Origin of the sequence: Streptomyces sp. P9-2 (assembly GCF_051903975.1) — a bacterium.
GTDB lineage: Bacteria > Actinomycetota > Actinomycetes > Streptomycetales > Streptomycetaceae > Streptomyces > Streptomyces cellulosae.
This window is the reverse complement of sequence record NZ_CP192633.1, coordinates 4127771-4147136: the sequence shown is the minus strand read 5'-3', so window position 1 is coordinate 4147136 and position 19366 is coordinate 4127771. Positions and strand designations below refer to the sequence as shown.

Below are 19366 nucleotides of genomic sequence, written 5' to 3'. Positions count from 1 at the left end.
AGGGTGCGTCAACGATCGCCACACTCGGCACGCCGAGTGATAATCACCCTAAGGGTGGTTTCCCGTGCCCCGTCGCGGGGAAAGGCTAGCCGAATGTCCTCGGCGCGGGCCGCGACCGACGCCGGGCCGGGGCCCCGGGGCCGCGACCGACGCCGGGGCCCCGGGAAACGGCTCACTGGTTGCTGGTCCCGAAGTCCTCGGGCGAGATCTGGTCGAGGAACTCGCGGAACTTCTCCACCTCGTCCTCCTGCTCGTCCGGAATGGCGATGCCGGCGTCGTCCAGCACCGTGTCGCTTCCGTAGATCGGGGTTCCCGTACGCAGGGCGAGTGCTATGGCGTCGGAGGGACGGGCGCTCACCTCTACGCCGCTGGCGAAGACCAGCTCGGCGTAGAACACGCCTTCCCGCAGGTCGGTGATGCGCACTTCCGTGAGCTCCTGTCCCACGGCCTCCAGCACGTCCTTGAACAGGTCGTGGGTCAGCGGCCGTGCGGGCGCCATGCCCTGCTGGGCGAAGGCGATGGCCGTCGCCTCCCCGGGGCCGATCCAGATGGGGAGGTAGCGGTCGCCGCCCACTTCACGCAACAGCACGATCGGTTGGTTGGAGGGCATTTCGACCCGGACACCTACGACATCGAGCTCGTTCACACAGCAACCCTAGGCCGTGCCCGGGACGTTTGGGTAGTCGGGCCGGGATCGGGTGGCCGATCAGGCCCCGTTGTGCTGGTCCACCGAGGTCCCGGGCCCCAGGGCCGAGGTCCCGGGGCCTCAGGACTGCCGCACCCCGAGCGCCGACCGCACCAGCGCGGCGTGCAGCTTCATGGTGAGACCGGCCAGTTCCCTGGTGCGGTCCTCGGCATGCGCCCTGGTCTGCGGGTTGCGGTGGCGCCGCAGCGGCGCGACGACCTGCTCGACCAGCCCGGCCTCGCGCTCGGCGGCCGCCTTCATGGCGCGCAGATGGCGGGGCTCGATCCCGTGCCGCCCCAGTTCCATGAGGAGCCCGGCGACGGTGACCGCCTCCGCGTCGTACACCCCGTCCTCCACCGGGGCGAGCAGTCCGTACGACTCCCACTCGGCGAGCACCCGCTCGTCCACCCCGGCGGCGGCGAGCAGCTTGCAGCGTCCGATGCGGGCGGCGGTGGGCGTCTCCGGGGCGCTCCCGTCGGCGGGGTCCTCGCCGTCACCCGGACGGCTCAGCGCCGGCAGGGGCGGGGCCTCGCCGCGCTCCATGGCCGCCAGGTGCTCCCGGATCACCTTCAGCGGCAGGTAGTGGTCGCGCTGCATGCGCAGCACATGGCCGAGACGATCGACGTCCTCGGCGCTGAACTTCCGGTACCCCGAAGGGGTGCGGCGCGGCTCGACGAGCCCCTCCGACTCCAGGAAGCGGATCTTGGAGATGGTGACCTCGGGGAACTCCTCGCGCAGCACGTTCAGCACCGCGCCGATGCTCAGCAGTCCGGCGTCCGTGACGGCGGCGCCGTGGCCGGCGCCGCCGCTCGGTGTCTGCACCATCGACCCTTCCTGGAGTCCCCCGGTCCGCGGCCGGGGGCGGTCAGTAGTTCTGCTGGCTCGCGTAGAAGACCAGCCGGTACTTGCCGATCTGCACCTCGTCGCCGTTGGACAGGGCGACCTGGTCGATCCGCTCACGGTTGACGTAGGTGCCGTTCAGGCTGCCGACGTCGGCGACCGTGAACGAGCCGTCCGGGTTGCGGCGGAACTCCACATGGCGCCGGGAGACCGTCACGTCGTCGAGGAAGATGTCGCTCTGCGGGTGACGGCCGGCCGTGGTCAGGTCGCCGTCCAGCAGGAAGCGGCTGCCCGAGTTCGGCCCGCGGCGCACGACCAGCAGGGCGGAGCCCACCGGCAGCGCGTCGACGGCGGCCTGCGCCTCCGGGGAGAGCGCGGGCACCTGGTGCTGGCCCGTCGCCTCGGAGTCGTAGGCCTCGATACCGGAGATGGAGATCGTGGACGTCGTCTCGGAGGGGCGCTCCGGGGTGACGCCCGGCTTCAGAGGCGCACCGCAGTTGGAACAGAAGCGGCTGTTCTCCGCGTTGCGGTTGCCGCACCTCGAACACACCAGGGCCGACATGGACGGATCCTCCTGCCGCGGCTGCCCGCCGGGGGCGTGGGACGCGTACGGACCGGAGTGACCTCCGCCCGCACCTGGGCTCGACGGCTGCCCAGAACCTATGCCGCCCGACTGCGCAGGGTCAACGGAGGCCCCGCCCGTCTCGTCCCGGAACAGCGGACGCTGGTCTTCCGCACCGGGCTGTGCGCGGTGACGAGCGGTCGCGCTGTCGCCGTCCTCTCGCCGCGCGCTCTTGCCGAACAACTTCCCAAACAACTTCACGGGCGATTCCCCTTGACCGAAACAGACCCGCCCGTGGGGCAGGACGAACCCTGACTGAACACATTGGCCGACCCGGACATCTTCACAACGTCCGCCTCCGCCAGACAGTTTCCACCACGCACCACCCATTCGGTGCGCCGACCCCCCGCAACCTCATGCCCTGGCCGGTCGCCCCCCATGCACCCCCGGTTCACTGGGAGGACGACCGAGCGTAGTCAGGCCGCTCCGGCGCTCGCAAGGCGTCCACAACGATCTTGTCCGACCGCTCCACGGTAACGGTGGCCTGTTCCTTCTCGAGCGTCTGCACCACGCCTCCGGGGATGTTGAGCGCCGGTTCCAGGTCCTGAGGCTTGCCGATGACCTTGAAACGATACGGGGACTTGATCTTGTTCCCGTCCACGGAGACTCCGCCGTCCGCGTCCGACAGATACGTGCCGGCCACCACCCGCACCCCGTTCACCTGGATCGCCTCCGCGCCCGCGGCGCGCAGCTCCTGGATGGCGTCGAGCAGCATGTCCGACTCGACCGTCCCCTTCGTGTCCTCGATGGTCATCTCGATGCCGGGCCCCTGCGCGGCCACGGTGCCCGCGAGGACGCCGAGTTGCCGTTCCTTCTCGATCGTCTGCCTGCGCGCCTCCTCGGCCTGGTCGGAGCTGTTCTCCAGCTCCTCCCGCTGCTTCTCGAGACCCTGCTTCTCGTCTTCAAGACGCTCGGTCCGGTCGTCGAGTTCATCGAGGATGCGAACAAGATCTTCCTGGCGTGCGCCGCGCAGCGCGCTGTCGGTGTCGCTGGTGGACGCGACCTGGACGGCGAGACCGAAGCCGAGGCCGAACAGCAGCACGGCGACGATGAGTTGGGCGCGGGTCACACGCGGCGGCCACAGCCCGTTGACGAGCCGCCGCCGCCCGGTCAGCGCGGGCTCGCCCGGCCCGTCGGCGGCGGGCGCCTCGGCTTTCTGCGGCTCCTGGGGCGTCCGGGGCTGCGGAGACGCTTGAGGCGTGGAGGGCCGAGGCGCGGGATTCTGGCGGGGCGCCTCGCTCGCGCCGGTCCTCTCGGAGGCACTCCGCAGGGCGGCCGGGGGCACCTCGGCGGGCAGTTCCCTGCGCAGCCCGGCCGACGGCGGCGTCTCGGGGGCGGACGCGGGCGTCTCGGGGGCGGACGCGGGCGTGTCGGGGGCGGACCGCGGCGGGGTGACCGCCGGGCGCGTCGTCTCGGGCTGTTCGCGCTCGCTCATCGGCCTCACGCCCGGAACACATGGCGGCGGATCGCCGCGGCGTTGGAGAAGATGCGGATGCCGAGGACGACCACCACACCCGTGGACAGCTGCGCCCCGACGCCCAGCTTGTCGCCGAGGAACACGATCAGCGCGGCCACGACGACGTTCGACAGGAACGACACCACGAAGACCTTGTCGTCGAAGATCCCGTCGAGCATGGCCCGCAGACCGCCGAACACGGCGTCCAGCGCGGCGACGACGGCGATCGGCAAATAGGGCTCGACGACCGCCGGCACCTCGGGCCGGACCAACAGGCCGGCCACCACTCCCACAATGAGGCCCAGTACGGCGATCACGATGTGCCCTTCTCGGTTATCGGCTGTGCGGTTCGTACGGTCACGCTCGGTGCGGCGGGCAGCCGGACGTCGTCCTCCACGGACAGGGCCGTCCGGATGCCGTAGTTCTCCTGCAGGACATGCAGATACACCCCGTCGGCGCTGTTCTGGAACCGGTCCCCCAGTTCTTCGCCGTCCCCCACCGCCAGCACCGTGTACGGCGGCACCAGCGGCTTGTTGTCGACCAGTATCGCGTCTCCCGCGGCCCTGATCGCCGACAGGGCGGTCAACCGCCGCCCGTTGATCGAGACGGCCTCCGCGCCGGACTCCCACAGCCCGTTGACGACCCGCTGGAGATCACGGTCCCGGACCCGGCCGGTGTCGGAGAAGCCGGACGTGGACCGCGCGTCGCCGTCGCCGCCGTCGGCGGTGTCCTCGGCGTCGTTCACCACGAGCCGTACGCCCGGTCCGTGGACGGGCGTGGCGCCGGAGAGGATGCCCATGAGCGTCGACCGGTCGCCGCCGCTGTCCCGCAGCGCCTCCCGCTGCCGGGCGCTGACCTCCTCGCGCAGTTCGTCGACGCTCTTCTCGAGACGGTCGGCGGCCGCGGTCTCCTCGTCGATCCGGTCGATCAGTTCCTCGCGCTCCTTGGCGACGACCGGAGCGGCGACCTGGGCCTGGGCCGCGCCGAGGGTGACGATGCACGCGGCGAGGACGAGTCCCGCGGCGAGACCGAGCTTCGCCCGCAGGGTCCTCGGCAGACCGCCGGTCCCCTCGCGCCGCTTCCGGGCGGCCGCCTCGGCGTAGCCGTCGTCGAGACTGTGGTCCATCACGTTGGTGATCAACGACATGGACGCGTCCGGGCGCGCGGGCCGCGCGGGTGTGCTCCGAACGGGGGGTTGCTGCGGCATGCCGCACATAGTCGCACGCCACGCCCCCGACCTCCGAACGACCCCGGCGGCGTGCCGGACGGGCCCCTTCCGGGGTCCCGGGCCGGTACGCCGCCGGTCGTCGCTTCTACTGCGGGAGGGTCACCTGCCGGCGCTGTCCACGACCGCCGACCACTCGTCGAGCAGTGCCTGCGCGGAGGCGTCGTCGGGACCCTCGGCCCACAGATGGGTGACGGCCTCGGCCGGGTCGGGCAGCACCATGACCCAGCGTCCGTCGGCCTCCACCACGCGCACGCCGTCGGTGGTGTCCACGTAGCGGTCCCCGGCCGCCTCGACGACGCGCCGCATGACCAGGCCCTTGACGGCCCACGGGGTCGCCAGGTCCCGCTTGAGGACGTGCGCCCGCGGAATACGGGCGTCGATCTGGCTCAGCGTCAGCTGGGTGCGCGCGACCAGCCCGATGAGCCGGACGAACGCCGCCGTGCCGTCGTAGACGCTGCTGAACTCGGGGACGATGAAGCCGCCCTTGCCGTCGCCGCCGAAGATCGTGCCTTCCTCACCGCCGACGCGGGTGAGGTCGTCGGGCGAGGTGGTCGTCCACTCGACCTGCGTGCCGTGGTACGCCGCGACCTGCTCGGCGATGCGGGTGGTGGTCACCGGCAGGGCGACACGGCCGCTGCGCCGCTCGGAGGCGACCAGGTCGAGCATGACCAGCAGAGCCCGGTCGTCCTCGACGATCCGCCCCTTCTCGTCGACCAGCGACAGCCGCTCGCCGACGGGGTCGAAGCGGACGCCGAAGGCGGCGCCGGAGGACGCCACGATCTCCCCGAGCCGCACCAGGCCGGCGCGCCGCATGTCGGCCGTCTCGGTGGGCCGGGACTCGTCCAGACCGGGGTTGATCGTCAGCGAGTCGACGCCCAGCTTGCCGAGCAGACTGGGCAGCACCAGGCCGGCGCTGCCGTTGGACGCGTCGACGACGACCTTCAGCCCGGCCTCGGCGATACCGGTGATGTCGACGTTCCGCAGCAGCGACCCGGTGTAGGAGTCGAAGACGCTCGCCGGGAAGTGCAGGTCGCCGATCTCGCCGGGGAAGGCACGCCGGTACTCCTGCCGCGCGAACACACGGTCCAGCTTGCGCTGGCTGCCCTGCGACAGGTCGGCGCCCTGCCCGTCGAAGAACATGATGTCGACGGAGTCGGGCACGCCGGGTGTGGTGCGGATCATGATGCCGCCGGCGCTGCCCCGCGCGGTCTGCTGCCGCGCCACGGGCAGCGGCACGTTCTCCAGGTCGCGTACGTCGATGGCGCTGGCCTGCAGCGCGGAAATCACCGCGCGCTTGAGGGCGCGGGCGCCTCGGGAGTGGTCGCGGGCCGTGGTGACGGTCGAGCCCTTCTTCAGGGTCGTCGCGTAGGCGCCGGCGAGGCGGACGGCGAGCTCGGGGGTGATCTCGACGTTCAGGATGCCGGAGACGCCCCGCGCGCCGAAGAGGTGCGCCTGACCGCGGGACTCCCAGATGACCGAGGTGTTGACGAAGGCGCCGGCCTCGATGGTTTTGAAGGGGTAGACCCGGACGTTGCCCTGAACGATCGATTCTTCACCGATCAGGCATTCGTCGCCGATGACGGCGCCGTCCTCGATCCGCGCGGCGCGCATGATGTCGGTGTTCTTGCCGACGACGCAGCCGCGCAGGTTGCTGTGCGGGCCTACGTACACGTTGTCGTGCACCACGGCCTTGTGCAGGAAGGCGCCGCTCTTGACGACGACGTTGGAGCCGACGACCGTGTGTTCGCGGAGCTCCGCGCCGGCTTCGACCTTCGCGTAGTCGCCGATGTACAACGGCCCGCGGAGCACGGCGTCGGGATGCACCTCGGCGCCCTCGGCGACCCACACGCCGGGAGCCATCTCGAACCCGTCGATGTCGACGTCGACCTTGCCCTCGAGGACGTCGGCCTGGGCCTTGACGTAGCTCTCGTGGGTGCCGACGTCCTCCCAGTAGCCCTCGGCGACATAGCCGTAGACCGGCTTGCCTTCCTTCATCAGCTGCGGGAAGACGTCACCGGACCAGTCGACGGGAACGTCGGGCTCGACGTAGTCGAAGACCTCGGGCTCCATCACGTAAATGCCGGTGTTCACCGTGTCGGAGAAGACCTGGCCCCAGGTCGGCTTCTCGAGGAAGCGCTCGACCTTACCCTCTTCGTCGACGATGGTGATGCCGAATTCCAACGGGTTGGGCACGCGGGTCAGGCAGACCGTGACCAGAGCGCCCTTTTCCTTGTGGAAATTGATCAGCTCGGTGAGGTCGAAGTCCGTGAGGGCATCGCCGGAGATGACGAGAAAGGCATCGTCCTTCAATGCCTCCTCGGCGTTCTTGACGCTCCCGGCGGTACCGAGTGGCTTCTCCTCATTGGCATAGGTGAGCTCCATTCCGAGCTCCTCGCCGTCACCGAAGTAGTTCTTGACGAGCGAGGCAAGGAACTGGACAGTCACAACGGTTTCGTTGAGCCCGTGCCTTTTGAGCAGCCGCAGAACGTGCTCCATGATCGGCCGGTTGGCCACCGGCAGGAGCGGCTTGGGCATGCTTGAGGTCATGGGGCGAAGACGGGTGCCTTCGCCCCCGGCCATCACGACGGCCTTCATGTCGGAAGCGTCCTCCTCGAAGAGACGACGGTCTGGCCGACTTCACCCGCCAGGATTGCCGCACGCTTATTCAGCGTGGGACATCGCGCGCCACGTTGCGCGTGAAGAAGCGAGTCAATCGGCCATGGCGTCCGCACGGATCAAGCGGCGGACTTGGACCACATAGAGCACTCCTGCCCACCAATAGAGGGTTGTACCCCATCCGGCGAACGCCCAGCCGAAAATTTCAGCGAGTGACGAGATCCAGCCACTACCGTCACTGAGCAGGAGCAACGGGAAGGCATACATCAGGTTGAAGGTGGCGGCCTTCCCCAGGAAGTTCACCTGCGGCGGCGGATAGCCGTGGCGCCGCAGGATGCCCACCATGACCAGGAGGACCAGCTCCCGGGCCAGCAGCACGACGGTCAGCCAGAGCGGCAGAATCTCCCGCCAGGTGAGCCCGACCAGGGTCGAGAGAATGTACAGCCGGTCGGCCGCGGGATCGAGCAGCCGGCCGAGGCTGCTGATCTGGTTCCACCGACGGGCGAGCTTGCCGTCCAGGTAGTCGCTGACGCCACTGAAGGCCAGCACCAGGAGCGCCCAGCCGTCGCTCTTCGGCCCGCCGAACTCCGGCCTGAGGATCAGCCAGAGGAACAGGGGTACGCCGACGAGCCGCGCCATGCTGAGCACGTTCGGGATGGTGAGGACACGGTCTGTCTGGACCCGTGTCTCCTGGACCTCCACCCGGGATCCTCCTGTGGGAAACGTTTCTACGATGCTCCTCGACCCTACCGCAACGCGAAAAAGCTCCGGCTCTCGGGCGGGAGCCCAAGAGCCGGAGCTGTAAAAGGAGTTCGGCGGCGTCCTACTCTCCCACAGGGTCCCCCCTGCAGTACCATCGGCGCTGTAAGGCTTAGCTTCCGGGTTCGGAATGTAACCGGGCGTTTCCCCTACGCTATGACCACCGAAACACTATGAAACTGACAACCGGCACCACACCATGACCCGGCATGGGGTTGTTCATGGTTTCAGAACCAACACAGTGGACGCGAGCAACTGAGGACAAGCCCTCGGCCTATTAGTACCGGTCAACTCCACACGTTACCGTGCTTCCATATCCGGCCTATCAACCCAGTCGTCTACTGGGAGCCTTACCCTCTCATGGAGGTGGGAGTCCTCATCTCGAAGCAGGCTTCCCGCTTAGATGCTTTCAGCGGTTATCCCTCCCGAACGTAGCCAACCAGCCATGCCCTTGGCAGAACAACTGGCACACCAGAGGTTCGTCCGTCCCGGTCCTCTCGTACTAGGGACAGCCCTTCTCAAGACTCCTACGCGCACAGCGGATAGGGACCGAACTGTCTCACGACGTTCTAAACCCAGCTCGCGTACCGCTTTAATGGGCGAACAGCCCAACCCTTGGGACCGACTCCAGCCCCAGGATGCGACGAGCCGACATCGAGGTGCCAAACCATCCCGTCGATATGGACTCTTGGGGAAGATCAGCCTGTTATCCCCGGGGTACCTTTTATCCGTTGAGCGACGGCGCTTCCACAAGCCACCGCCGGATCACTAGTCCCGACTTTCGTCCCTGCTCGACCCGTCGGTCTCACAGTCAAGCTCCCTTGTGCACTTACACTCAACACCTGATTGCCAACCAGGCTGAGGGAACCTTTGGGCGCCTCCGTTACTCTTTAGGAGGCAACCGCCCCAGTTAAACTACCCATCAGACACTGTCCCTGATCCGGATCACGGACCCAGGTTAGACATCCAGCACGACCAGACTGGTATTTCAACGACGACTCCACCCGAACTGGCGTCCGAGCTTCACAGTCTCCCAGCTATCCTACACAAGCCGAACCGAACACCAATATCAAACTGTAGTAAAGGTCCCGGGGTCTTTCCGTCCTGCTGCGCGAAACGAGCATCTTTACTCGTAGTGCAATTTCACCGGGCCTATGGTTGAGACAGTCGAGAAGTCGTTACGCCATTCGTGCAGGTCGGAACTTACCCGACAAGGAATTTCGCTACCTTAGGATGGTTATAGTTACCACCGCCGTTTACTGGCGCTTAAGTTCTCAGCTTCGCCCACCCGAAGGTGAGCTAACCGGTCCCCTTAACGTTCCAGCACCGGGCAGGCGTCAGTCCGTATACATCGCCTTACGGCTTCGCACGGACCTGTGTTTTTAGTAAACAGTCGCTTCTCGCTGGTCTCTGCGGCCACCCCCAGCTCGAGCAGCACGTGCTCTCACCAGGAATGGCCCCCCTTCTCCCGAAGTTACGGGGGCATTTTGCCGAGTTCCTTAACCATAGTTCACCCGAACGCCTCGGTATTCTCTACCTGACCACCTGAGTCGGTTTAGGGTACGGGCCGCCATGAAACTCGCTAGAGGCTTTTCTCGACAGCATAGGATCATCCACTTCACCACAATCGGCTCGGCATCAGGTCTCACCCTTATACGAGTGGCGGATTTGCCTACCACTCGGGCTACACCCTTACCCCGGGACAACCACCGCCCGGGATGGACTACCTTCCTGCGTCACCCCATCACTCACCTACTACCAGCTCGGGTCACCGGCTCCACCACTCCGACCTCGTCCGAAGACTCAGCCGGCGGCTTCACGGGCTTAGCATCACTGGATTCGATGTTTGACGCTTCACAGCGGGTACCGGAATATCAACCGGTTATCCATCGACTACGCCTGTCGGCCTCGCCTTAGGTCCCGACTTACCCTGGGCAGATCAGCTTGACCCAGGAACCCTTAGTCAATCGGCGCAAACGTTTCTCACGTTTGTATCGCTACTCATGCCTGCATTCTCACTCGTGAACCGTCCACAACTACCTTCCGGTGCTGCTTCACCCGGCACACGACGCTCCCCTACCCATCCACACAGGCGTTGGCCCTATTGTGTGAATGACACGACTTCGGCGGTACGCTTGAGCCCCGCTACATTGTCGGCGCGGAATCACTAGACCAGTGAGCTATTACGCACTCTTTCAAGGGTGGCTGCTTCTAAGCCAACCTCCTGGTTGTCTGTGCGACTCCACATCCTTTCCCACTTAGCGTACGCTTAGGGGCCTTAGTCGATGCTCTGGGCTGTTTCCCTCTCGACCATGGAGCTTATCCCCCACAGTCTCACTGCCGCGCTCTCACTTACCGGCATTCGGAGTTTGGCTAAGGTCAGTAACCCGGTAGGGCCCATCGCCTATCCAGTGCTCTACCTCCGGCAAGAAACACACGACGCTGCACCTAAATGCATTTCGGGGAGAACCAGCTATCACGGAGTTTGATTGGCCTTTCACCCCTAACCACAGGTCATCCCCCAGGTTTTCAACCCTGGTGGGTTCGGTCCTCCACGAAGTCTTACCTCCGCTTCAACCTGCCCATGGCTAGATCACTCCGCTTCGGGTCTTGAGCGTGCTACTAAAAACGCCCTGTTCGGACTCGCTTTCGCTACGGCTTCCCCACCCGGGTTAACCTCGCAACACACCGCAAACTCGCAGGCTCATTCTTCAAAAGGCACGCAGTCACGACGCAAGGACAAAGTCCTTGCGCGACGCTCCCACGGCTTGTAGGCACACGGTTTCAGGTACTATTTCACTCCGCTCCCGCGGTACTTTTCACCATTCCCTCACGGTACTATCCGCTATCGGTCACCAGGGAATATTTAGGCTTAGCGGGTGGTCCCGCCAGATTCACACGGGATTTCTCGGGCCCCGTGCTACTTGGGTGTCTCTCAAACGAGCCGCTGACGTTTCGACTACGGGGGTCTTACCCTCTACGCCGGACCTTTCGCATGTCCTTCGCCTACATCAACGGTTTCTGACTCGTCGACCAGCCGGCAGACTGATCAAGAGAGATCCCACAACCCCCACGACGCAACCCCTGCCGGGTCTCACACGTCGTAGGTTTGGCCTCATCCGGTTTCGCTCGCCACTACTCCCGGAATCACGGTTGTTTTCTCTTCCTGCGGGTACTGAGATGTTTCACTTCCCCGCGTTCCCTCCACACTGCCTATGTGTTCAGCAGCGGGTGACAGCCCATGACGACTGCCGGGTTTCCCCATTCGGACACCCCCGGATCAAAGCCTGGTTGACGACTCCCCGGGGCCTATCGTGGCCTCCCACGTCCTTCATCGGTTCCTGGTGCCAAGGCATCCACCGTGCGCCCTTAAAAACTTGGCCACAGATGCTCGCGTCCACTGTGCAGTTCTCAAACAACGACCAACCACCCATCACCCCCGGAAAAACCCGGAGTTCACTGGGGCCGGCACTGAAGGCGACCACACGGCCGTACCCTCAGACACCCAACAGCGTGCCCGACACAGTCAGTTGACCAGATCAGCGTTCCACGCCCCGAAGAGCAGTACTAGCGCCTGGTCCATCCTGGACCGTGCCGAGTAGTCAACGTTCCACCCATGAGCAACCAGCATCAGACGTTCGCTGATGAACTGGCCTCTGACCAACCGAAGTTGGTGAGAAGTGCTCCTTAGAAAGGAGGTGATCCAGCCGCACCTTCCGGTACGGCTACCTTGTTACGACTTCGTCCCAATCGCCAGTCCCACCTTCGACAGCTCCCTCCCCACAAGGGGGTTGGGCCACCGGCTTCGGGTGTTACCGACTTTCGTGACGTGACGGGCGGTGTGTACAAGGCCCGGGAACGTATTCACCGCAGCAATGCTGATCTGCGATTACTAGCGACTCCGACTTCATGGGGTCGAGTTGCAGACCCCAATCCGAACTGAGACCGGCTTTTTGAGATTCGCTCCACCTCGCGGTATCGCAGCTCATTGTACCGGCCATTGTAGCACGTGTGCAGCCCAAGACATAAGGGGCATGATGACTTGACGTCGTCCCCACCTTCCTCCGAGTTGACCCCGGCGGTCTCCCGTGAGTCCCCAGCACCACAAGGGCCTGCTGGCAACACGGGACAAGGGTTGCGCTCGTTGCGGGACTTAACCCAACATCTCACGACACGAGCTGACGACAGCCATGCACCACCTGTACACCGACCACAAGGGGGACCCTGTCTCCAGGGTTTTCCGGTGTATGTCAAGCCTTGGTAAGGTTCTTCGCGTTGCGTCGAATTAAGCCACATGCTCCGCCGCTTGTGCGGGCCCCCGTCAATTCCTTTGAGTTTTAGCCTTGCGGCCGTACTCCCCAGGCGGGGCACTTAATGCGTTAGCTGCGGCACGGACGACGTGGAATGTCGCCCACACCTAGTGCCCACCGTTTACGGCGTGGACTACCAGGGTATCTAATCCTGTTCGCTCCCCACGCTTTCGCTCCTCAGCGTCAGTATCGGCCCAGAGATCCGCCTTCGCCACCGGTGTTCCTCCTGATATCTGCGCATTTCACCGCTACACCAGGAATTCCGATCTCCCCTACCGAACTCTAGCCTGCCCGTATCGACTGCAGACCCGGGGTTAAGCCCCGGGCTTTCACAACCGACGCGACAAGCCGCCTACGAGCTCTTTACGCCCAATAATTCCGGACAACGCTCGCGCCCTACGTATTACCGCGGCTGCTGGCACGTAGTTAGCCGGCGCTTCTTCTGCAGGTACCGTCACTTTCGCTTCTTCCCTGCTGAAAGAGGTTTACAACCCGAAGGCCGTCATCCCTCACGCGGCGTCGCTGCATCAGGCTTTCGCCCATTGTGCAATATTCCCCACTGCTGCCTCCCGTAGGAGTCTGGGCCGTGTCTCAGTCCCAGTGTGGCCGGTCGCCCTCTCAGGCCGGCTACCCGTCGTCGCCTTGGTGAGCCATTACCTCACCAACAAGCTGATAGGCCGCGGGCTCATCCTGCACCGCCGGAGCTTTCGATCACCAAGGATGCCCAAGGCGATCAGTATCCGGTATTAGACCCCGTTTCCAGGGCTTGTCCCAGAGTGCAGGGCAGATTGCCCACGTGTTACTCACCCGTTCGCCACTAATCCCCACCGAAGTGGTTCATCGTTCGACTTGCATGTGTTAAGCACGCCGCCAGCGTTCGTCCTGAGCCAGGATCAAACTCTCCGTGAATGTTTACCCGTGATCGGGTGCACACATCACGAGAGCGGAACATCGGGAGGAATAATCCCGACGTTCACAGCGTCCTCGCTGTGTATTTCTTCAAAGGAACCTCGTCTCAGAGAGACGGGGTATCAACATATCTGGCGTTGACTTTTGGCACGCTGTTGAGTTCTCAAGGAACGGACGCTTCCTTTGTACTCACCCTCTCGGGCTTTCCTCCGGGCGCTTCCCTTCGGTCTTGCGTTTCCGACTCTATCAGTGTTTTTCCGGCCCTCTGACCACCGTTCCGCAGGCATGCGGAAGATGATCCAAAGTTAGGATCTGACGAGTTGGATTGCTGCCGGGTCCTGGATGCGTGACTGCACCCCTCAGCCCCAGGCAGGTTTAAGACTGTACACGGGGTCGCAGACCGCGTGCAAATCCATTAGGGTGGGTGGTCTAGACCTCTTGTCTGGACCATGGATCTGGATCTGTCCCCCGGAACCGGTACGTCTCATGACATACCCTGCTGAACAGCACGCCGGAGACAGCCAGTGACGGCGCTCGTACAGATCTCCATCTCCTGGGAGGACTCCCATGACCACCGTGACGTCCCCGCTTGCAGGACGGGCCATCGGACTGGCGTCCGTGCCCGATCCGGTCTTCTCCGGGGCCATGGTCGGCCCGGGCACCGCGATCGACCCCGTGCGGGAGCCTTCCGAGGCCGTCTCCCCCGTCGACGGCGTGATCGTCTCTCTACACCCGCACGCGTTCGTCGTCGTCGACGAGAGCGGGCACGGCGTGCTCACCCACCTCGGCATCGACACCGTCCAGCTCAACGGCGAGGGCTTCGAGCTGCTCGTCAACAAGGGCGACACCGTCACACGCGGGCAGAGCATCGTGCGCTGGAACCCGGCCGCCGTCGAGGCCGCCGGCAAGTCCCCGGTGTGCCCGGTCGTGGCGCTGGAGGCCACGGCGGACGCCCTCTCCGAGCTCCGTGAGGACGGCGACGTGAAGGCGGGCGACACCCTCTTCCTCTGGAAGTGACGTGACGCCGTCCCCTGACTGACGGCACAGGGCGACGGCACAGAGACATCGGACGCTGCGGCGCGACCCGCCGCTTTTACCGGAGACGGGTGAGATGGAGACAACGCTGCGAGGCGTCGGCGTGAGCCACGGTGTGGCGATCGGCGAGGTTCGGCACATGGGCACGGCGGTGCTGGAGCCGCCGGCCAAGCAGATCCCGGCGGAGGAGGCGGAGCGCGAGCAGCAGCGCGCCCGTCAGGCCGTGGAGGCGGTCGCGGCCGATCTGACCGCGCGCGGGAACCTCGCGGGCGGCGAGGCCCAGGCGGTGCTCGAGGCGCAGGCCCTGATGGCGCAGGACCCCGAGCTGATGGCCGACGTGGACCGGCGCATCGCCGTCGGCAGCTCCGCCGAGCGCGCGGTGTACGACGCGTTCGCCGCGTACCGCGAGCTGCTGGCGAACGCGGGCGAGTACCTGGCGGGCCGGGTCGCCGACCTGGACGACGTGCGCAACCGCATCGTGGCGCGGCTGCTCGGCGTGCCGATGCCGGGCGTGCCGGACAGCGACGAGCCGTACGTGCTGGTGGCGCGGGATCTCGCGCCGGCGGACACCGCGCTGCTGGACCCCACGCTGGTGCTCGGTTTCGTGACCGAGGAGGGCGGGCCGACCAGTCACAGCGCCATCCTGGCGCGTGCGCTGGGTGTGCCGGCGGTCGTGGCCCTGCCGGGGGCCGGTGAGATCGCCGAGGGCACGCTGATAGCGGTCGACGGGAGCTCGGGCGAGATCTTCGTGAACCCGACCGAGGAGCGACGGGCCGCCCTGGAGGCCGCGGCGGCCGAGCGGAAGGCCGCTCTCGCTGCGGCGACCGGCCCAGGTGCGACCGCTGACGGGCACAAGGTGCCGCTGCTGGCGAACATCGGCGGGCCGGCGGACGTCCCGGCGGCGGTCGAGGCGGGCGCCGAGGGCGTCGGCCTGTTCCGTACCGAGTTCCTGTTCCTGGACGACAGCAAGAACGCTCCGTCCGAGGAGAAGCAGGTCGAGGCGTACCGGCAGGTGCTGGAGGCGTTCCCCGAGGGGCGTGTCGTGGTGCGGGTGCTGGACGCGGGCGCGGACAAGCCGCTGGACTTCCTCACGCCGGGCGACGAGCCGAACCCCGCGCTGGGCGTGCGGGGTCTGCGGACCCTGCTCGACCACCCGGAGGTGCTGCGCACCCAGCTGACGGCGTTGGCCAAGGCCGCGGAGGGGCTGCCGGTCCACCTCGAGGTGATGGCCCCGATGGTGGCGGACCGGGCCGACGCGAAGGCGTTCGCGGACGCGTGCCGTGCGGCCGGGCTGCGGGCGAAGTACGGCGCGATGGTGGAGATCCCGTCGGCGGCGCTGCGGGCGCGTTCGGTGCTGCAGGAGGTGGAGTTCCTGTCGCTGGGCACGAACGACCTCGCGCAGTACACGTTCGCCGCGGACCGTCAGGTGGGTGCGGTCTCCCGGCTGCAGGATCCGTGGCAGCCGGCGCTGCTCGACCTGGTGGCGCTGTCCGCGGAGGCGGCGCGGGCCGAGGGCAAGAGCTGCGGTGTGTGCGGTGAGGCCGCGTCGGATCCGCTGCTGGCGTGTGTGCTGACGGGGCTGGGTGTCACCTCCCTGTCGATGGGTGCGGCGTCCATTCCTTATGTGCGTGCCTCGCTGGCGAAGTTCACGCTGGCGCAGTGCGAGCGGGCCGCCGCCGCCGCGCGGGCCGCGGACGGCGCGGACGAGGCGCGGAACGCGGCGCAGGCGGTGCTGTCGGGCGAGTAGTCCTCGCCCGGCATCGACAACGCGGTGTCCCGAGGGGCGCCCCACTCCGGTGGGGCGCCCCTCGTGCTGTCCCCGTTCCCGGCCCCGGTCAGTGGCGGTGGTCCGGGCCGGGGTCGGCGTCCGTGAGGTCGGGTGACGCGCAGTAGTCGACGTTGGATTCGGGCGGGATGATCTCGCCGGTCTCGGTGTCGGTGCAGTAGGCGTCGAAGACCTCTCCCGCGGTGAGGGGGATCAGTCCGTGGCTGCGGATGCGCCAGCCGTGGATGCGGTCGGGTTCGCCGGGGGTGCTGGTGCGCATCACGAGGCCGCCGGGGCCCGCGGTGGCGAGGCCGACGGCCAGGACGGTGGTGAACTCCAGGGCCTCGGTCTCGTCGAGGTGCACGCCCTCGTCGGTGTCGTCGGCGTGCAGCACGGCGACCAGGGATTCGGGTGGTCCGGAGACGCTGCAGACGAGATGTCGGTCGCCCGGCGGCGCGCTGTCGAGGATGCGGGAGACCAGGCGGGAGGCGCGGCTGAAGGCGGCGTGTCCGAGGTCCTCGCCGCAGGAGGCGCAGGGGCCGAGGCGGGCGAGGAGCATCGTGGCGTACTCCCAGGTGGCACGGCGGACGGCCTCGTCGACGAGGGTGGTCATCAGGTCCGACAGGGGCCGGCCGTCGTAGGGGACGGCGGGTCCTGTGGCGGCGCGCTCGGCGGTGAAGCGGGTGCGGCTGAGGTGGCTGTCGGGGTCGAGGCCGTGCTGCGCGCACCAGTCGGCGTACTCCTCGGGGTCGAAGAGGGCCACCGTGGTGTGGCCGCCCTGGAGGGCGCGGGTGCGCAGCACGGCTTCGACGTGTTTCAGGTAGGTGGCGTGGTCGTCGAAGACGAAGCTGTCGTAGCGCCGCATGGCGCGGAAGTCGTGTTCGTCGGTGAGCACGCCGATGGTGCCCACGATCTCGCGGCGCAGGACGCGTCGCAGGGTCCGGTGGTCGGTGTACGCCATGTCTCCCCCTCTGCACGGTCGATCAATGCTCACTCACCGTAATCGGCGGCACTGACAACGGGTGCGGAGGAGGAGACTGGCGTGACGGGTCAGGGGCGGGTGCGGGCCAGCTCCTGGTAGTGGGCGAGCAGGTCGAGGTTGTCGATGGAGCCGGGGTTGACGGCCTTCTCCAGGGGGGTGCCCTGGAGGAGTCGCTTGACCGGGACCTCGATGCGCTTGCCGGTGAGGGTGTGCGGGATGCCGGGCACCTCGATGATCTCGTCGGGGACGTGCCGGGGCGAGAGCTGGGTGCGGATGGTCTTCTTGATGCGGTCGGTCAGGTCGTCGTCGAGGGTGGCGCCAGGCGCCAGGTGGACGAAGAGCGGCATCCAGTAGCCGCCGTCGGGCTGTTCGATGCCGACGACCAGGGACTCCTTGATCTCGGGGAGGCGTTCGACGGCCTCGTAGATGTCGGCGGAGCCCATGCGGACGCCCTGGCGGTTGAGGGTGGAGTCGGAGCGGCCGTGGATGACGACGGAGCCGTGCGAGGTGAGGGTGATCCAGTCGCCGTGGCGCCAGACGCCGGGGTAGGTGTCGAAGTAGCTGTCGTGGTAGCGGCTGCCGTCGGGATCGTTCCAGAAGTGGATGGGCATGGACGGCATGGGGTTGGTGACCACGAGTTCGCCGACCTCGTCGGTGAGGGGCTTGCCGCTGGGGTCCCAGGACTGCAGGTCGGTGCCGAGGCAGGGGGCCTGGAGCTCGCCGACGTGCACGGGGAGGGTGGGGACGGCTCCGGCGAAGCAGGAGCAGACGTCGGTGCCGCCGCTGACTGAGGCGATCCACAGGTCATCGCGGACCTCGTCGTGCAGCCAGCGGAATCCGTCGGGCGGCAGCGGGGAGCCGGTGGTGGCCACGCACGTCACGGCGGACAGGTCGTGGTCACGCGAGGGGTGGACGCCGGCCTTGCGGCAGGCCATCACGTACGCGGCGGAGGTGCCGTAGAGGGTGGCTCCGGTGCGTTCGGCGATGCGCCACTGGGCGCCGGTGTCGGGGTAGCCGGGGCTGCCGTCGTAGAGGACGACGGTGGTGCCGGTGAGGAGGCCGGAGACGAGGAAGTTCCACATCATCCAGCCGGTCGAGGTGTACCAGAAGAAGCGGTCGTCGGGACCGAGGTCGCAGTGCAGGCCGAGCTGCTTGAGGTGCTCGACGAGGATGCCGCCCTGGGACTGGACGATGGCCTTGGGCAGTCCGGTGGTGCCGGAGGAGTAGAGCACCCACAGGGGGTGGTCGAAGGGCACCTGCTCGAAGACCGGTTCGGTGTCGCCGGCGGTGAGGGCGGACCATTCCAGGGCGCCGTCGGGGGCGTCGGTGCCGAGCAGCGGGATGTGCACGACGGCGCGCAGGGTGGGCAGTTCGCGGCGGAGTTCGGCGACGATCTCGCTGCGGTCGTGCTCCTTGCCGCCGTAGCGGTAGCCGTCGACGGTGAACAGGACGACCGGTTCGACCTGCTGGAAGCGGTCGAGGACGCTGCGGGCGCCGAAGTCGGGGGCGCAGGAGGTCCACACGCCGCCGACGGCAGCGGTGGCGAGGAGGGCGACGACGGCCTCGGGGATGTTCGGCAGGTAGCCGCTGACCCGGTCGCCGGGGCGTACGCCGAGGGCGCGGAGTTCGGCGGCGAGGGACCCGACCTGGCGGCGCAGTTCGGCCCAGGTGACGGGCCGGGGGTCGTGGGTCTCGTCGACGTGGACCAGGGCCGGCTCGTCCGCGCGGGAGGCGGCGGCGCGCAGGGCGTGCTCGGCGTAGTTGAGGGTCGCGCCGGGAAACCACTGGGCGCCTGGCATGGAGCGGTCGCCGAGGACGCGCTCGTACGGCGTGGTGAAGCGGACGTCGAACCACTCGGTGACCGCTTTCCAGAAGGTCTCCAGTTCCTCGACGGACCAGCGGTGCAGTGCCGGGTATCCGCCGTCGGCGGGGGCGCCGTGGTGCTCCGCCGCCCAGGCCTGGAATGTGGTCACCTGTGCCTGAGCGATGCGTTCCGGATCGGGCTGCCAGAGCGGCTGGGGGTTCACGGTCGACATGGGGCGGCTCCCGGACTGTGCGCGTCGTGTGCGTCCTCCGCGCACGGGCTGGGGTGTGCGCGTGACGCGGCTGACAGGGACGATGCCACGTGATCGACTTCCGCACCAGGGTGCCCCCCACAT

General features: G+C 67.0%; 12 protein-coding genes and 3 rRNA genes. 2 read left to right on the top strand and 13 right to left on the bottom strand.

Annotated elements, in window-relative coordinates:
* Window positions 1-172 precede the first annotated feature (172 nt).
* The 11 genes from ACQY0Z_RS18995 to ACQY0Z_RS18945 all read right to left on the bottom strand — a co-directional run bounded on the left by ACQY0Z_RS18995 (window position 173) and on the right by ACQY0Z_RS18945 (window position 13425).
* Complete coding sequence (locus tag ACQY0Z_RS18995) at window positions 173-646, bottom strand: bifunctional nuclease family protein (RefSeq protein WP_004934251.1); 474 nt, start codon at window positions 644-646, stop codon at window positions 173-175.
* Window positions 647-766: 120 nt separating this feature from the next.
* Window positions 767-1510 carry a transcriptional regulator FtsR gene (ftsR, locus tag ACQY0Z_RS18990; RefSeq protein WP_254587663.1) on the bottom strand — a complete coding sequence of 248 codons (744 nt, stop codon included), beginning with the start codon at window positions 1508-1510 and terminating at the stop codon, window positions 767-769.
* A 40-nt stretch (window positions 1511-1550) separates the two neighbouring features.
* Window positions 1551-2477: an FHA domain-containing protein gene (locus tag ACQY0Z_RS18985; RefSeq protein WP_254587662.1), complete on the bottom strand. Its 927-nt coding sequence runs from the start codon at window positions 2475-2477 to the stop codon at window positions 1551-1553.
* A gap of 61 nt (window positions 2478-2538) precedes the next feature.
* Window positions 2539-3582: a DUF881 domain-containing protein gene (locus tag ACQY0Z_RS18980; protein ID WP_439812566.1), complete on the bottom strand. Its 1044-nt coding sequence runs from the start codon at window positions 3580-3582 to the stop codon at window positions 2539-2541.
* A gap of 5 nt (window positions 3583-3587) precedes the next feature.
* Entirely contained in the window at window positions 3588-3920 is a 333-nt protein-coding gene (locus ACQY0Z_RS18975; protein WP_006134295.1) for a small basic family protein, read from the bottom strand.
* The gene (locus ACQY0Z_RS18970) at window positions 3917-4819 is read right to left on the bottom strand and encodes a DUF881 domain-containing protein (protein WP_189904916.1); all 903 of its coding nucleotides are present in this window, start codon (window positions 4817-4819) and stop codon (window positions 3917-3919) included. The genes ACQY0Z_RS18975 and ACQY0Z_RS18970 overlap by 4 nt, the downstream gene beginning before the upstream one ends.
* A 111-nt stretch (window positions 4820-4930) precedes the next feature.
* Window positions 4931-7426: a mannose-1-phosphate guanyltransferase gene (locus ACQY0Z_RS18965; RefSeq protein WP_189904913.1), complete on the bottom strand. Its 2496-nt coding sequence runs from the start codon at window positions 7424-7426 to the stop codon at window positions 4931-4933.
* Between the two features lie 114 nt (window positions 7427-7540).
* Window positions 7541-8149, bottom strand: a complete 609-nt coding sequence (locus tag ACQY0Z_RS18960; protein ID WP_189904911.1) for a CDP-alcohol phosphatidyltransferase family protein — start codon at window positions 8147-8149, stop codon at window positions 7541-7543.
* A gap of 108 nt (window positions 8150-8257) precedes the next feature.
* Window positions 8258-8374 (bottom strand): 5S ribosomal RNA (gene rrf, locus ACQY0Z_RS18955).
* Between the two features lie 89 nt (window positions 8375-8463).
* Window positions 8464-11589, bottom strand: a 23S ribosomal RNA gene (locus ACQY0Z_RS18950).
* 308 nt (window positions 11590-11897) lie between these two features.
* Window positions 11898-13425 (bottom strand): 16S ribosomal RNA (locus tag ACQY0Z_RS18945).
* Together the 16S, 23S and 5S rRNA genes form the textbook arrangement of a ribosomal RNA operon.
* Before the next feature lie 567 nt (window positions 13426-13992).
* Here ACQY0Z_RS18945 and ACQY0Z_RS18940 point away from each other — a divergent pair.
* Together ACQY0Z_RS18940 and ptsP are read left to right on the top strand one after the other, a co-directional pair.
* Window positions 13993-14442, top strand: coding sequence for a PTS sugar transporter subunit IIA (locus tag ACQY0Z_RS18940; RefSeq protein WP_189905913.1), 450 nt, complete (start codon window positions 13993-13995; stop codon window positions 14440-14442).
* Window positions 14443-14536: 94 nt separating this feature from the next.
* Entirely contained in the window at window positions 14537-16207 is a 1671-nt protein-coding gene (gene ptsP, locus ACQY0Z_RS18935; RefSeq protein WP_254586877.1) for a phosphoenolpyruvate--protein phosphotransferase, read from the top strand.
* Window positions 16208-16295: 88 nt separating this feature from the next.
* On the opposite strand, the gene ACQY0Z_RS18930 is transcribed toward ptsP, so the two are convergent.
* Window positions 16296-17186 carry a hypothetical protein gene (locus ACQY0Z_RS18930; protein ID WP_254586876.1) on the bottom strand — a complete coding sequence of 297 codons (891 nt, stop codon included), beginning with the start codon at window positions 17184-17186 and terminating at the stop codon, window positions 16296-16298.
* 89 nt (window positions 17187-17275) lie between these two features.
* On the bottom strand, window positions 17276-19243 hold the full coding sequence (locus ACQY0Z_RS18925; RefSeq protein WP_439812565.1) for an acetoacetate--CoA ligase: 1968 nt from the start codon (window positions 19241-19243) through the stop codon (window positions 17276-17278).
* Window positions 19244-19366 lie beyond the last annotated feature (123 nt).

Excerpts from the sequence above, each read along its gene's own strand:
- ACQY0Z_RS18985 (WP_254587662.1), bottom strand. The coding sequence starts at position 2,477 with ATGGGTGGTGCGTGGTGGAAACTGTCTGGCGGAGGCGGACGTTGTGAA.
- ACQY0Z_RS18925 (WP_439812565.1), bottom strand. The coding sequence starts at position 19,243 with ATGTCGACCGTGAACCCCCAGCCGCTCTGGCAGCCCGATCCGGAACGC.
- ACQY0Z_RS18940 (WP_189905913.1), top strand. The coding sequence starts at position 13,993 with ATGACCACCGTGACGTCCCCGCTTGCAGGACGGGCCATCGGACTGGCG.
- ftsR (WP_254587663.1), bottom strand. The coding sequence starts at position 1,510 with ATGGTGCAGACACCGAGCGGCGGCGCCGGCCACGGCGCCGCCGTCACG.
- ACQY0Z_RS18970 (WP_189904916.1), bottom strand. The coding sequence starts at position 4,819 with ATGTGCGGCATGCCGCAGCAACCCCCCGTTCGGAGCACACCCGCGCGG.
- ACQY0Z_RS18965 (WP_189904913.1), bottom strand. The coding sequence starts at position 7,426 with ATGAAGGCCGTCGTGATGGCCGGGGGCGAAGGCACCCGTCTTCGCCCC.
- ACQY0Z_RS18930 (WP_254586876.1), bottom strand. The coding sequence starts at position 17,186 with ATGGCGTACACCGACCACCGGACCCTGCGACGCGTCCTGCGCCGCGAG.
- ptsP (WP_254586877.1), top strand. The coding sequence starts at position 14,537 with ATGGAGACAACGCTGCGAGGCGTCGGCGTGAGCCACGGTGTGGCGATC.
- ACQY0Z_RS18980 (WP_439812566.1), bottom strand. The coding sequence starts at position 3,582 with ATGAGCGAGCGCGAACAGCCCGAGACGACGCGCCCGGCGGTCACCCCG.